The following is a 13,738-nucleotide window of genomic DNA, read 5'->3' as shown; positions in this document are numbered from 1 at the left end:
TGTCCTCCAAACAAGTGAAATCGGAACGGCAAATTCCGCAGCCCTTTGGTAAAGCTCTTAATTCCGTGCCACAATCGTTCCGTCCTCCTTCACAATAGCGCCGAAGGATAACGAAGAGAGCCGCTTCAACAACGCCTTGCCTTCGGCATCCTCCATCGGAGCAGGCTGGGAGCTGGTCGCGAACATCGGGTTAAATTTCAGGGAGCAGCTCCCGTCTTTGGAGCATTCGGCGTTCAGCACGCCCGTCTCCGAAGCTTGAACCGTCGTCGACGAGAATACGAAATTACCGAGGCTGTAAGCGATCCACTTGTTCTTGTAGCTCTCGAAGCCTTGCAGCACATGGGGGTGACTGCCGATAACCAGATCCGCTCCCGCATCCACGAAGCGATACGCAAGATCCTTCTGATGAGGAACCGGCATACTCTCCCGCTCCTTGCCCCAGTGCACCATGACGACTACGATGTCGGCGTTTTTCTTCGCCTCCTTGATCGAAGCGACCGCCCGATCCGGCGAGTACGCCTCCGCCACGCCCGGATGGTTTTTGTCCGCCTTCCAGGCGACGACGGGTACGACCCGGGTCACGCTGACGAAAGCGACGGTTAACCCCTTGCTCTCTATGTAAGCCGGTTCGAAAGCCTCCTTGTCGTCGTTGCCCGAGCCCGCATGCTTCAGTCCGGCGTCTCTCAGCGCGTCCATCGTATCGCTCAAGCCTTCCCAGCCGTAATCGAGCGTATGGTTGTTGGCCAACGACAGAAAATCGAATCCGGCCTCCTTGAGTGCCGGCAACGCATCGGAGCTTCCCCGGAACACATATTGTTTGTCCTCCGCCGGAGTTCCTCTCTTCGTAATGGGAGCCTCCAGATTGCCGGCCGTAATATCGGCGGCTTCCAGCAACGGCTTCGCCTTCCGGAAAGGATAATCGTAACCATTGATCTTCATCAGTTCCAGCACGCGCGCCGCAGGCAGTATATCTCCGACCAAGGCGAGCGTAACGGTATCTCCGTCGGCTTCCGTCCCGGCGCTTGCCTCCGGAGAAGGCGTCTCTTCCTCAGCCTCATTGCCCGCCTGTGATTCCGCGGACTGTGCCGAGGGCTCGGGAGCGCCGGATTCCCAGTCTCTGACCTGGCCCGAAGGGGAGGAACCCGCGTTGTTCGCCGAATCGTCATTGGCCTTCCAGACCAGAAAGACGACAAAGGCGATACAACACAGCAAGATGCCGTTCACGACAAGCAGCAAGCGGGTCTTCCCTCGCCGCTTCGTTTTCCTGTCTTGATGCGTTCGCGTTCGCGAATAAGTCACCTTAACTCCCTCCTTTCTCTGCCCGTATTATACAACATGGATCATAAAAAAACGATTTTGTCCCTTGAAAAAGGAACAAAATCGTTCTTCACCTGCTGTCAGCCTTTTGCGGATGCACGCGCATGCGGACCAATCGTGATCGGCTGCCTGGCTTGCGCCCTTAGCTTGCCGGACAGCAGTGCGGCCAGGGCGGTCATCATCGCGGGCTTATTCTCGTACGCGCACAGATAGACTGGGGCATCGGGCACCGAGAGCAGATCGTAAGGCGTACGGGTCGCCGCCCAAATCAGCGGCAGCTTCTGATCGGCATTCAGCTCGCGAATGAGCGCAGCTTGCGAAGCGGAGAAAGCCGCGTCATATGAGGCGAACACCACCTGGCTTCCGGTCCCCGCCGCGGCCTTCACCGCCGCCGCTTCCTCTGCGGACGGATCGGTGCCGATCCGGATTTCCTCGACCGTGTAGCCCCGCTTCGCAAGGGCGGCCCCCAGAGTCCATTCCTGCGCGATGACCTCAATGACCTCGGTTCGCTCTCGCGGCTCCGTCCAGACCGCGACGATCTTGTTGCGAGGATCTAGCGGGAGATGCTTCTCGCCCCTGACAATCGTAATCGCCCGCTCGCACAGCTCCGCCCTTACGGCCTCTGCCTGCGCGCGCTCCGCAGCCGGCCGTTCGTTCCCGAACAGCCCCCGCGCTTGCTTCAGCTCCCATATTCTGCGTGCCGCCTCGTCAATGCGCGCCTCCGACAGCTCCCCGGCCAGAACCGCCTCCATAACCGCCTCAAGCGCGGCCTTCTGCCGATGCAGACGATGGCTGACCAGCACCAGATCCGCGCCGGCCTTAATCGCTTCGACGGCGCCGCGAGCGACCCCGATCGTCTCGGCGATCGCCTTCATCTCCAGGCAGTCGGTCACGATGACGCCCTGAAACCCGAGGCGGCTGCGAAGCAAGCCCGTCAAAATCCGTTGCGATAGCGTTGCCGGAGTGTTGTCGGGCTCGAAGGCCGGAAACACGACGTGAGCCGTCATCAGCGCATCCGCTTGCTGCTCGATCGCATGGCGGAACGGCAGCAGCTCCACCTCCTCCAGCCGGCTGCGATCATGCGGAACAAGCGGCAGCTCGTAATGGGAATCTGCCGACGTATCGCCATGTCCGGGGAAATGCTTGGCTACGGCCGCGACGCCTCCGGCTCTGTACCCCCGAATCGCGGCAGCGCCCAGCTGCGCCACTTTGGCCGGGTCTTCTCCGAACGAGCGCACGCCGATGACCGGATTGGCGGGGTTGTTGTTGACATCAAGGCAAGGCGCAAAATTCATATTGATGCCGATCGCGCGCAATTCCGCTCCCGACAGTCTGGCAGCCTCGCAGCTGAGCTCCTCGTCGTCGGCGGCGCCTTGGGCCATCGCTCCCGGCATTACCGTCACGCCCTCCTCCAGCCGTACAACCATGCCTCCCTCCTGATCGATTGCAATAAACAGCGGGCTTGCAGAGACGGCTTGCAGTTGCCCGGACAGCCGTTCTACCTGCCGCGCATTCGCCACATTGCGCCGGAAATAAACAATGCCGCCCAGACTATACTCCTCGATCAGCCTCACAATGTCTTCCGAAGGCTCCATGCCGTCGAAGCCGCACATAAACAGCTGTCCGATCCTTTCCTTCAACGTTAGCTGCTCGAAGCTCTTGCTCGCCTTCATCGCGTTCTCTCCTCAGCCTTCTTGATTCGTCCAGGCCGGGGCCGTAGCCTCCGACTTCGCCTGCTGCCTTTCCCGGTATTCCGAGGGGAGCATTCCGGTGTATTTGCTGAACACTCTCGTAAAATAGCGCCTTTCCGCGTAACCGACCATCTGCCCGACCTGGGTGACGCTCTTGTCGGTAAGCGCAAGCAGCGACCTTGCCATGTCCATGCGCTGCTTCGTTACGTACTCGACGAACGTCTCTCCGAAGTGCTGCTTGAACAGCAAGCTGAAGTAGCTTCCGCTGATGCCGAGATACTCGGCAAGCGCATCGATGCTCAGCTCCGCCGACAGATTTCTTTCAATATAATCGCTTGCCGACAGCATCAGGACGTCGCTCGTCTTCTTTTTCATAACACTCTCCATCGACTGGTCCACTAGCCGGTTGACCACATGAAGCGTCTCTCGAATTCCCTGATGCCGGTCGATCTCGCGCCAGATCCCAAGCTCCTCTTCCCGGCTCATCACGTCCATGCTTCTCATCTCGCGAAGCAGATGGATGCACAGATAATGCGCAATCGGGGCCACCCGCTCGAACGAATTTTCCGGAAGCGCCCGGAAGCTTTCATTCAGCTCCTTCAGCGCCGTCTCGGTGCGCCTCCGGTCGCAGCGCTTCAAGCCCGTCACCATCTCCTCGATCGTATCCCACAGCTGCTGGGACGTATCGAAATTGCCTCTGGCTCTCTCGGATACGATGATGCCTGCATTGGAGGGGGTCACGAGATACAGCGAGCGCTGCAAGCTTTTGTACGTCTTGGACAGCTGCTTCAACGAAACCTCCGTCGGATGCAGCGCAACTCTTATGCTCAGCTTCAAGTAACTTTGAACCGCCAGCCGCAGCTTTTCCGCCCAGGACTGACACTGCTGACGCTCGTACAGCTCCGGCGGGCTTCTCTCGATCAGCACGCACCATTCCCCGCGGCGAACCTGAATGACGGAATGGGACACGCCGAAGGAGGCCAGGTTCTCCTGTAAAATGTTATGAATGGCGAAGTTCCACAGCTTTCGTTCCTTGTCCTCCCATGCCCGCTCGCGCTTGGAATAATCCTCGACGTCAACAAGCATCATAGCGAAGGCCAGATTCTCTCCTCCCAGTTCTCCCAGCTGGAGGAAGGGCCTGCTGGCCGCCCCGCTCAGATCGATAATCTGATCGTACAGCACCTTCTCGTACGCCAGATGGAAGACCCGCTGCCACTCCTGCTGGATGGAGCGCTCTTCCCGATTCCGCTCCCTGACGCCATCGGCCAGCCGGCGAATGGTTTCGATCAATTCCTCGTAATCGATCGGCTTCAGAATGTAGTCCTTCACTTCATAGCGGATGACGGATCGGACGTACTTGAAGTCCTGATATCCGGTCATCATGATGACTTCGGCCAGCGTATCGAACTCCCGGAGCGCGCCGAGGAAGGCGATCCCGTCCATGACCGGCATCCGGATGTCGCACAGAATGAGCTCCGGCTTCCCGGATCTGGCCAGCTCCAGCGCTTGCTCCCCGTTGCGGGCCGTGCCGATCAGCTCGATATTCAGCTCCTCCCAGGGCACCACCGACTGAAGATTTTTCAGGATATTGACCTCGTCGTCGATCAGCAAAGCCTTGAGCCTCATGCGGAGTCACCTCTCATCTCCATCGGAATCAAGCATTTAATGATCGTGCCGTGCCCCGGCGCGCTGCACAGCATCAAGCCATAGCCGCTCCCATAATGAATGCGCAGCCGATCCGCGACATTCCCTACGCCGAGCCCGCGCCGCTCTCCGGTTTCCGGCGATTCCTCGTGCAAGGCGGCGATTCCGCTTTTCGCCAGGCCGAGCAGCCGATGCTCCGGGATGCCGATGCCGTTATCGGCTATGTAGAAAGCAAGATCGGAATCCTCCTGAACGGCTTTGATCTCGATCCTCCCCATATACGCGATGCCCTCAAACCCGTGCTGGATGCTGTTCTCTACAAGCGGCTGCAGCGTCAGCTTCAGAATCGTTCGGCTCATCAGCTCCTTGGGAACGTCGATCGTATACTCGAACAGCTCCTCGAACCGATATTTCTGAATTTCCAAATAGCTCATCAGGTGCTCCAGCTCCTGCTCGATCGTAATCTCTTCCTTCTGCTGGATGCTAATGCGAAAAATGTTCGCCAGCCGCTGCACCATCTTGCTGACTTTGCGACCTTCATTCTGTACGGCCAGTATATTGATCGACTCCAGCGCATTGAACAGGAAATGCGGCTTGATCTGCGCTTGCAGCAGCATCATCTCGGCCTTGCGCTTGCGCGACTGCTCCTCCTTCACGTCCTCCAGCAGCTCCGATACCCGCCTGACCAGACTGTTGAAGCCTCGGGAGAGCGCAGTCGTCTCATCGTTGCCGACAACCGCGACCCGAGTGGACAAATCGCCCCGCTCCACCTGCCGCATCGCCCTCACGACGCGCACGATAAAAATGACCGTTCTGCGGACAAACATGAGGTTAAATACAAGCGCCAGCAGCAGCGAGACGGACGTCAGCGCGATCATCCAGCGCAACACAAGCGCCGAATCCCCGGACAAATACTGCCAGGAGGTGACCATGACCAGCTTCCAATCTCCGACGCCCAGCCGCTGCAGCTGCAAATCCTGAACGGATACCAGGCTTTTATGCCCATCGAAAGCAATCGTTCTGCTCTGCGCCGACGCGCTGGCCATATCGATCCCTTTGTCCGTATCCAGGTAGTCTCCGATTCGCCTGCCTTCGGCCGGCTGGCTGTTGTCGTACACGATGTTTCCGTTGCCCGCCACGATGAGAAAACGGCGGTCGATCTTTCCCTGGCTGTTATAGAAGCTGAATATCCGGTTCAATTCGCTCATCTGAAACCGGGTGACCAATATGCCTTTGCTTTTCAGCGTATCGATATCCAGCAGAACCCGGATTTGCGTGAACAGGTTGTTCTCCCCGGTCAGCTTCGGGTCCTCATTGGGCCCGATCCATACGGGCGCGCCGTTCTTCCGCAGCACTTCCTGGTAGATTGGATGGCCTTCCAGATCTCCTCGGGCAATCGGCGTATCCTTGGAGAAATTGACGTTCACCTGCTTGTCGTCGTTGCGATAGAGCGTGACGGAATTAATGCCGGGGTAGGTCAGCAGCACGCGCTGACGGAGCTTCTCCTTCTCCAGCAGCTGAAAATAAGACTCTGAGCCCCTCGTCGCATCGTTCGCAACCTCCCCGCTTCCCGCGTTGGCGTCGTCGATGGACTGCTCGGCCACCTCGACGCTGTCCTCCATCGTGACCCAGAAGTCCGAGAAATAGTTGGCTTCCTTGATCATGTTGTTGATATTCCGTCCGATCGCCTTGAGCGTAAGCTCCGTCTGCTCCGCGTATTTCTCCTGAGTCACCTTCTGGGATACCAAATAAGCAATCGTTCCCAATGCGAACAAGGGCAAAATAATAAATGCGAAAAATGCGGCGAATATGCGTTTGCTCAGACTCATTTTTCGGCGTCCGTCCTCTCGGATATCATCATTCTTCCATTATAGCAGGAGACGGAACGGAATCGGTCGGCAAGCGCCGATCCTACCTTTTCATTATAAAAGAGGAGATCGCGGGGCGATAAGTTGCCATTTCCATCATCGAGGGATAAAAATATACAATTTCGGGGAGCGCGCTTGGGAGAAGGTCGGGAGTTCCGTGAAAGCGCCTGAACGAAAGGGATACCGGCTAATCGGATTGCCAGAGGGGAGCTTGCAAATTTGGGGCTGTCAAACGTCTGAGAAAATGTCATGTTCAAGTGGTGCCGAGGCGACTCATCAGAACGCATCGACATAGCGATTATGTTGAGAATACAGGATACCATGGGAATGGCTCTTGCTTGTGGGATGCTGGATACCTGCTCCGTGCTGGCCGTTAGTTCCACTTTGCAGCACTACTCTTCTCCTCACCTGCTCCGTGCTGGCCGTTAGTTCCACTTTGCAGCACTATTCCTCTCCTCATCTGCTCCGTGCTGGCCGATAGTTCGACTTTGCAGCACTATTCCTCTCCTCACCTGCTCCGTGCTGGCCGTTAGTTCGACTTTGCAGCACTACTCTTCTCCTCACCTGCTCCGTGCTGGCCGTTAGTTCGACTTTGCAGCACTATTCCTCTCCTCACCTGCTCCGTGCTGGCCGTTAGTTCGACTTTGCAGCACTACTCTTCTCCTCACCTGCTCCGTGCTGGTCGTTAGTTCGACTTTGCAGCACTATTCCTCTCCTCTCCTCACCTGCTCCGTGCCGGCCGTTAGTTCGACTTTGCAGCACTATTCTTCTCCTCACCTGCTCCGTGCTGGCCGTTAGTTCGACTTTGCAGCACTACTCTTCTCCTCACCTGCTCCGTGTGCCGCTGCTCCTTCCGCATTCGTCATCTGTCCGCTAATGATCTTCTCCACCACAAAAACCTTCTTCAATTCCGCTCTGCTCAATGTCACTGTCACCTGTCCCATGGTGGCATTATCTCAGAACAGTTATAGGGTGACATGATCACAGCACAATGACAGCTTGCAAATTTGGGGCTTGACAACGCTTTTACCGCAATGATACCATTCTCTTCCTTTCTGTTTATTTCAATTAGGAGGACAATATCCGTGATCACCGTAAGCGGTATCAGCAAAAGCTTCAAGGTAGCCAAGCGCAATTCGGGGCTCGGGAGCGCGATGAAGTCGCTGTTTCGAAGAGAATACGAGGAAGTGGCCGCGCTCAGCGAGGTTTCGTTTACGATCAAGCCCGGGGAGATTGTCGGATACATCGGGCCTAACGGCGCCGGCAAATCGACGACGATCAAAGTCATGAGCGGCATTCTCGTCCCGGACAGCGGAACGTGCGAGATTATGGGCTACACGCCCTGGCTCGATCGGGTCAAATACGTCCGGAATATTGGCGTTGTGTTCGGCCAACGGTCGCAGCTATGGTGGGATGTGCCCGTGATCGATTCGTTCGACCTTCTGCGGGACATCTACGATGTGCCGGAGACGGAGTACAGAAAAAATCTCAAGCTGCTGACGGAAACGCTCGATCTTGGGGAAATCATTCGCATCCCGGTTCGCCAGCTCAGCCTCGGGCAGCGCATGCGCTGCGAAATTGCCGCCTCTCTCCTGCACGGTCCCGCCATACTCTTCCTCGACGAGCCGACGATCGGCCTCGACGCCGTATCGAAGATCGCCGTCAGACAATTCATTGCGACGATCAATAAGGAAAAGGGCGTCACCGTCATCCTCACGACGCACGACATGAGCGACATCGAAGCTCTCGCGCAAAGAATTCTTCTGATCGGCAAAGGACGATTGCTCTATGACGGAGAGCTGGGCGCAATGCGGGACAAATACGCGAATGCCGAAGGCGGAATCGCCCAAGGCGGCTCGCCCATCGAAGACGCGCTCGTCAAGATGTACAAGGAGTTCGATATTACATGAGAGGCTACCTGTCGGTTTTCCGTCTGCGCCTTGCCATGGGCTTTCAATACAGGTCTGCCGCCTTGGCGGGGGTTGCCACGCAGTTTTTCTGGGGGTTCATCCTGATCATGGTCTATGAGGCCTTCTACAGCCACGGGCTGGTCAATCCTCCAATCTCCTTATCGCAGCTTGTCACCTATGTCTGGCTCCAGCAAGCCTTTCTCGCCCTGATCATGCTCTGGTTTCGCGATAACGAGCTGTTCCAGCTGATTACAACGGGCAATATTGCCTACGAGCTGTGCCGCCCCAGCGGAATATACGCCCTCTGGTATGCCAAGCTGCTCGCGCAGCGGCTGTCCAGCGCGGCGCTGCGCTGCTTGCCGATCCTCGCGGTCGCCTTGTGCCTGCCCGAGCCCTACCGCCTCCCGCTGCCGCACAATCCCGCTGCCGCCGGGCTGTTCCTGATCGCGCTGGCGCTCGGCTTGCTGATCCTTGTCGCCATTTCCATGCTCATCTACATTTCCACCTTCGTGACCCTGTCTCCCGCCGGCTCTCTTCTCATGTTCGGGGTCGCCGGCGAGTTTCTGGCCGGTATGGTCATCCCGATTCCGCTGATGCCCGATTGGCTTCAATCCATCGTCTACGCGCTGCCGTTCCGGCTCTCCGCGGATTTTCCGTTCCGCGTCTATTCCGGCCACATCGCCGCGAACGAAGCCCTGCTGACGATTCCCGTTCAGCTGATCTGGCTCGCGGCGCTTGTCATCCTAGGCAGATTCACGATGTCCCGGGCTCTGCGCAGGGTCGTCGTTCAGGGAGGTTAACGCATGCGCTTGTTCGGCAAATATTTATGGATTCTATTCAAAGCCCAGATGCAATACCGCGCTTCTTTCTGGCTGCTCTCCTTCGGGCAATTTTTCATTCCTTTTTCCGTATTTGCGGGCCTGTATTTTCTGTTCGAGCGCTTCGGTCAGATCAGGGGCTGGGAGTTTTTCGAGGTTGCGCTCGTCTTCGGCGTTATCCATATGGCATTCGCCATCGCGGAGTGTCTGGCGAGGGGGTTCGACATGTTCTCGGGCCTGGTCGTGAGCGGCGAGTTCGATCGTCTGCTCGTGCGTCCGAGAAGCACCGTCCTGCAAGTGCTCGGCTCGAAATTCGAGTTTACGCGAATCGGCAGGCTGCTTCAAAGCCTGATCGTTCTCGTATGGGCCGTCGCCCAGGTCGAGGCGCACTGGACGCTGATGAAGGCGGCAACCTTGCTCTTCATGATCGTCAGCGGCACGATGATCTTCGCCGGCATCTTCATCCTGATGGCCGCAATGTGCTTCTGGACGGTTCAAGGGCTGGAGGTGTCCAGCATCTTCACCGACGGCGGAAGGGAAATGGCGCAGTATCCGCTTAACATTTATCAGAAATGGGTGACGCGATTTTTCACCTACGTCATTCCGTTCGGCTGCGTCAATTACTTGCCGCTGCAGTACATTCTGGACCGGAGCGAAGGGCCCGGCTTCCTGTACATGCTGATGCCGCTGGCCGGCTGCCTGTTCCTCGTCCCGTGCCTGCTGTTCTGGCAATTCGGCGTTCGCCGCTACCGATCGACCGGCTCCTGAGCGCGGACGGTCGGCGACGGCTCCAGAAGTCCTCTCTGAACGCAGATGTTCGCGGACAGTCTTTTGGTCTCCTGTCCGAACCGAATCTCGACGCTGTCTCCGATCTTCAGTATGATCTCTCCGTCTCCAAATACGGGATGCCTTACGCGCGCGCCTACGATTAACGCTTCGGGATTGCGTATGGCATTCGGATTTCCGGCGGCGACGGGGGTCGGAGGGGGCTGGAGAGTCGAATGCGCCTTCCCGCTCGGCTGATCCGCATGGGGCCGCTGCAGCTCCCGCACCTCCGAGACGAAGCGGGAAAGCTGCACCGCTTCTCCTTCTTTTCTCCCGTATGCAAGCAGCTCCAGCTCCTCCTTTGCCCTAGTCATCCCGACATAGAACAGCCTCGCCGCTTCTTCCATCTCCGCCGAGTCGCCCTTATCGAACCTGCGCGCGTCATCCGCTGAGGGCAGAATGCCTTCTACCAGATCGACCATATAGACGCGAGAGAACTCCAGCCCCTTTGAGCTGTGCAGGGTCGACAGGGTCACGGCTTCAACGTCCTTGTTCGCTCCCGATTGCCGCATTCGCGCCTCCAGGTATTTCAGCCGGGCGGCAAACTGCTCCATCGTCTCCAACGGCTCGGCGATTTCCTCCAAGGCGTTCAGAATACCGACAAGCGCCTCCTTGCGATAGCCCATCCGCTCGCACGTCTTCTCAATCGCCTTGTCATAGCCGAGTCTGTCTCTGACGATCCGGATCGCTTCCCGGGGCGGGGCTCCGCTCATTTGGCGGAAAATATCCCTGGATGCCCCGAGCGGCTTCACTTGATAATCCTGCAGCGGTACGTGCTTCAGCAGCCGGTCGAATACGGAGTCTTCCCTATCCGCCTCCAGCTCCAGCAATTGGGCCATTTGCCGCTTGGATACGTAACCGTTGAATTTCAGATGGATTTTCTCCAGAACGTCCGCCCGCCGGTCATTAAAGGTCAGACGCATGAAGTTCAGCAGATCCTCCACGATCCAATGGGAGAAAAAACGCGCATCTCCGTCTTTAATGCGGAAGGGGATTCCTGCCCGATCCAGCGCGTTCATCAGCAGGATGGAGGAGCTGTTGTTGCGATACAAGATCGCGGTCTCTCCGAGTCGGCCCTTGTCGATTATTTTTTCCACGATATATTTCGCCTGGAAGGTATAATCCGGCAGCACCGTGATCGTAATCGGATCGCCATCCGGACGCTCGGTGAACATGTTCTTGTCGTAGCGATTTTTATTCCGCTTGATGAAGCGGTTCGCAACGTCTACGATGCTCCGGGTGGATCGGTAATTGCGCTCCAGCTTCAGCAGCCTCGCAGCGGGATATTTCCGCTTGAAATCCAGCAGATAGCCCGGCTCGGCGGCTCTCCAGCCATAGATGCTTTGATCGTCGTCCGCCACCACCCATAGATTGCCGTGCCCTTGAACGAGATGCTCCAGAATGGCATGCTGGACTAACGAAGTATCCTGGCTCTCGTCTGTCATCACGTAATCGTAACGCTTCTGAACCTTCATTCGCAGCGAAGGGTCCTCGGCAAGCGCCGCGTGGGCAATCGTCAGCATGTCGTCATAATCGATCAGCAGCGCATCCGTTCCCGACAGCTTGTAGCGCTCATACTCCCGGAACAGAGCCTCCGCATTCGGAACGTCGCAGCGGACTTCCGACAGCCGATCAAGGGGAACCAGCTTGTTCTTCACGAAGCCGATATAACGCGTAAGCTCCTCCAGTCGGTCGTCCGGCGGATATTCCCCTTGAAGGCGCCGGTACAGATCCCGGAGGATGATCGTCTTGCTCGGCTCGTTGCGCGGTTCGTTAAGCGTCTGCCCGTCCCGAGCGGAATCGGATCGGCCTTCGATCAAGCGATAGACGATTCCTCGGCTGCGGAAATGCTCCCGGACAATTCCGAAAGCAAGACTATGAATGGTGGAAAAATCGGGAGCCCGCTGCCCTTCCGCCAACGCCGGGAACAATCTTGCGAAGCGAGACATCATATCCTCCGCCGAAGCTTTGCTGAAGGTAACGGCTTTGATTCGCGACGCCTGAACGCCCTTCTCTTCGATGAGATAGCCGATGCGCATCAGCATCGTGGTCGTCTTTCCCGATCCCGGCGAAGCCAGCAGCAGCAGTGGACCTTCGCCATGCGTAGCGGCCTGGTTCTGGGCTTCGTTCAAGGCCGTTCCGGCACTTCCTGCCGATGACTGGGATTCGCGGCCGGAAGCGTTCTGCCTCATCAACTTCCTACCGTCCCCGTTGTTCGATGCGACAAGCCCGGCAGCTTGGCCAGAAGAGCCGACCAATTATATTCGCCCGTTACGAACAGCGGGACTCCCAGACTCGCCGCCAGTCTTTCGATTTCCTCGCTTGGCGTTCGCACCGCGGCGGCAATCACATGGCTCAACCGCAGAAGCTCTGCGTCGTCTTCTCCTCTAAGCAGAACAATCTTGTTATGTCGCTCCTGCTTAAAGCCCTCCACGATAACGATGTCCAACGAATGCCGCTCCATGTCGGACAACAGTTCATCCAGCGTGGAAGGCCGCTCCATCGTCCATGCCGTTCTCTCCGGGGAAGTAATCGCCGTGGCCGCCGCCCCGGCGCGGCGATGCTGCCACGTATCCGTCCCCGGAACGTCCGGCTCGAAGGCGTGCGCATCGTGCTTGATCGTCCCCGACCTGCGTCCTTGGGCATTATAATGACGGAGCAGCTCGCACACCAGCGTTGTTTTGCCGGCATTCTTGTATCCGACAACCTGCAGCACATCCATATCCATTCCTCCTTGCAAATGCGATCCGTCCTTACTCTCCAATAGCCATTGTACCCCCCTTCCTCGGGCAGGGCAATTCGAATCTGCCCTCCGCACGGGCTTATAGCGGGCATATTAAGCTCACATTTGGATACGCTAACGTCATGATTACAGGTTGGGGAGAATTGCCATGCAAGCATCGAAGAACACCGGATTAGAGCTGAGTCTGAAGGCGAATCTGGAAATGATCAAAAGCACGATGGGCGGCAGCGAGGACTTGATGATCAAGGAAATGACAGGCGGCCAAGGCTGGAACGGCGCTCTGATCTACATAGACGGATTAACGGATTCGCGCGTCATACTGCATACGACGCTGAGCTTTCAGCAATCCCGCAAGGAAGCCGACGGCGATCGCCTCGCCATGATCAAGGCGTCCGTCTTGGCCGCCGGCGATGTGAAGATGTTCGGGGACAAGGAGCAGCTCTTCAGCCAATTAATCTCAGGCAAAGCCATCTTCTTGCTGGAGGATTGCCGCGAATGCCTATCCATCGGAGCGGAAGGCTGGAAGGACCGCAACGTAGGAGAGCCGACCTCGCAGAACGTCGTGCGCGGTCCCATGGAGGCATTCACGGAAAATATCCGCACGAATACCGCGCTCATTCGCCGCAAGATCAAAGATTCGCGCCTTTGGCTGGAGGGAAGGCGGATCGGCTCGGTAACGCTGACGAATGTCGCCATCATGTACATCAACGGGATTGCCGAGCCGTCTCTGGTGGAGGAGGTACGGCGAAGATTGGAACGGATCTCGATCGACGGCATATTGGAGAGCGGCTATATTGAAGAGTTTATTCAGGAATCCTCCTACTCTCCTCGTATAGTATCTTTTGAAAGCATCTTTAAGTCAGTTTCCAGTCCCCGAGGGGCTGGAAAGGAACTTTTGAAATTTCCAGCGAATCGCTCCTTG

Annotated in this window: 10 protein-coding genes; 4 read left to right on the top strand and 6 right to left on the bottom strand. The window is 57.3% G+C overall.

The annotated features are described in order from the left end of the window. Nucleotides 1–57: 57 nt before the first annotated feature. The 4 genes from ACFO1S_RS18655 to ACFO1S_RS18640 form a co-directional block, all read right to left on the bottom strand. Nucleotides 58–1,299, bottom strand: a complete 1,242-nt coding sequence (locus ACFO1S_RS18655) for a CapA family protein (RefSeq protein ID WP_204601083.1) — start codon at nucleotides 1,297–1,299, stop codon at nucleotides 58–60. A gap of 98 nt (nucleotides 1,300–1,397) precedes the next feature. Further along, nucleotides 1,398–2,990 carry a beta-N-acetylhexosaminidase gene (gene nagZ, locus ACFO1S_RS18650; RefSeq protein ID WP_204601082.1) on the bottom strand — a complete coding sequence of 531 codons (1,593 nt, stop codon included), beginning with the start codon at nucleotides 2,988–2,990 and terminating at the stop codon, nucleotides 1,398–1,400. Between the two features lie 12 nt (nucleotides 2,991–3,002). Further along, a complete protein-coding gene (locus ACFO1S_RS18645; protein WP_204601081.1) occupies nucleotides 3,003–4,634 on the bottom strand; it encodes a helix-turn-helix domain-containing protein in 1,632 nt (543 codons plus the stop codon). Continuing rightward, entirely contained in the window at nucleotides 4,631–6,481 is a 1,851-nt protein-coding gene (locus ACFO1S_RS18640) for a cache domain-containing sensor histidine kinase (RefSeq protein ID WP_204601080.1), read from the bottom strand. Before ACFO1S_RS18640 ends, ACFO1S_RS18645 begins: the two co-directional genes overlap by 4 nt. Nucleotides 6,482–7,605: 1,124 nt before the next feature. On the opposite strand from ACFO1S_RS18640, the gene ACFO1S_RS18635 reads away from it, so the two are divergent. From ACFO1S_RS18635 to ACFO1S_RS18625, 3 genes are read left to right on the top strand one after another with little or no spacing between them, the layout of a single operon-like run. Next, a complete protein-coding gene (locus tag ACFO1S_RS18635) occupies nucleotides 7,606–8,430 on the top strand; it encodes an ABC transporter ATP-binding protein (RefSeq protein ID WP_378127328.1) in 825 nt (274 codons plus the stop codon). After that, on the top strand, nucleotides 8,427–9,230 hold the full coding sequence (locus ACFO1S_RS18630) for an ABC transporter permease (RefSeq protein ID WP_204601078.1): 804 nt from the start codon (nucleotides 8,427–8,429) through the stop codon (nucleotides 9,228–9,230). The genes ACFO1S_RS18635 and ACFO1S_RS18630 overlap by 4 nt, the downstream gene beginning before the upstream one ends. Before the next feature lie 3 nt (nucleotides 9,231–9,233). Further along, a complete protein-coding gene (locus ACFO1S_RS18625; protein WP_204601077.1) occupies nucleotides 9,234–10,016 on the top strand; it encodes an ABC transporter permease in 783 nt (260 codons plus the stop codon). On the opposite strand, the gene ACFO1S_RS18620 is transcribed toward ACFO1S_RS18625, so the two are convergent. After that, the gene (locus ACFO1S_RS18620) at nucleotides 9,995–12,265 is read right to left on the bottom strand and encodes an ATP-dependent helicase (protein ID WP_204601514.1); all 2,271 of its coding nucleotides are present in this window, start codon (nucleotides 12,263–12,265) and stop codon (nucleotides 9,995–9,997) included. The genes ACFO1S_RS18625 and ACFO1S_RS18620 overlap by 22 nt on opposite strands. Further along, entirely contained in the window at nucleotides 12,265–12,795 is a 531-nt protein-coding gene (gene mobB, locus ACFO1S_RS18615) for a molybdopterin-guanine dinucleotide biosynthesis protein B (protein WP_204601076.1), read from the bottom strand. The genes ACFO1S_RS18620 and mobB overlap by 1 nt, the downstream gene beginning before the upstream one ends. 169 nt (nucleotides 12,796–12,964) lie before the next feature. Here mobB and ACFO1S_RS18610 point away from each other — a divergent pair. Next, nucleotides 12,965–13,738: spore germination protein (locus tag ACFO1S_RS18610; RefSeq protein ID WP_378127327.1), on the top strand; the 774-nt coding region annotated here is incomplete at its 3' end.

Origin of the sequence: Cohnella boryungensis (assembly GCF_042651945.1) — a bacterium.
In the GTDB taxonomy this organism is placed as follows: Bacteria; Bacillota; Bacilli; order Paenibacillales; family Paenibacillaceae; genus Cohnella; species Cohnella boryungensis.
This window is presented reverse-complemented; position numbering and strand designations above follow the sequence as displayed.

Bases quoted from the DNA above. Each gene is read 5' to 3' on its own strand.
- nagZ (WP_204601082.1), bottom strand. From the start codon at position 2,990: ATGAAGGCGAGCAAGAGCTTCGAGCAGCTAACGTTGAAGGAAAGGATC.
- ACFO1S_RS18645 (WP_204601081.1), bottom strand. From the start codon at position 4,634: ATGAGGCTCAAGGCTTTGCTGATCGACGACGAGGTCAATATCCTGAAA.
- ACFO1S_RS18640 (WP_204601080.1), bottom strand. From the start codon at position 6,481: ATGAGTCTGAGCAAACGCATATTCGCCGCATTTTTCGCATTTATTATT.
- ACFO1S_RS18630 (WP_204601078.1), top strand. From the start codon at position 8,427: ATGAGAGGCTACCTGTCGGTTTTCCGTCTGCGCCTTGCCATGGGCTTT.
- ACFO1S_RS18625 (WP_204601077.1), top strand. From the start codon at position 9,234: ATGCGCTTGTTCGGCAAATATTTATGGATTCTATTCAAAGCCCAGATG.
- ACFO1S_RS18620 (WP_204601514.1), bottom strand. From the start codon at position 12,265: ATGAGGCAGAACGCTTCCGGCCGCGAATCCCAGTCATCGGCAGGAAGT.
- mobB (WP_204601076.1), bottom strand. From the start codon at position 12,795: ATGGATGTGCTGCAGGTTGTCGGATACAAGAATGCCGGCAAAACAACG.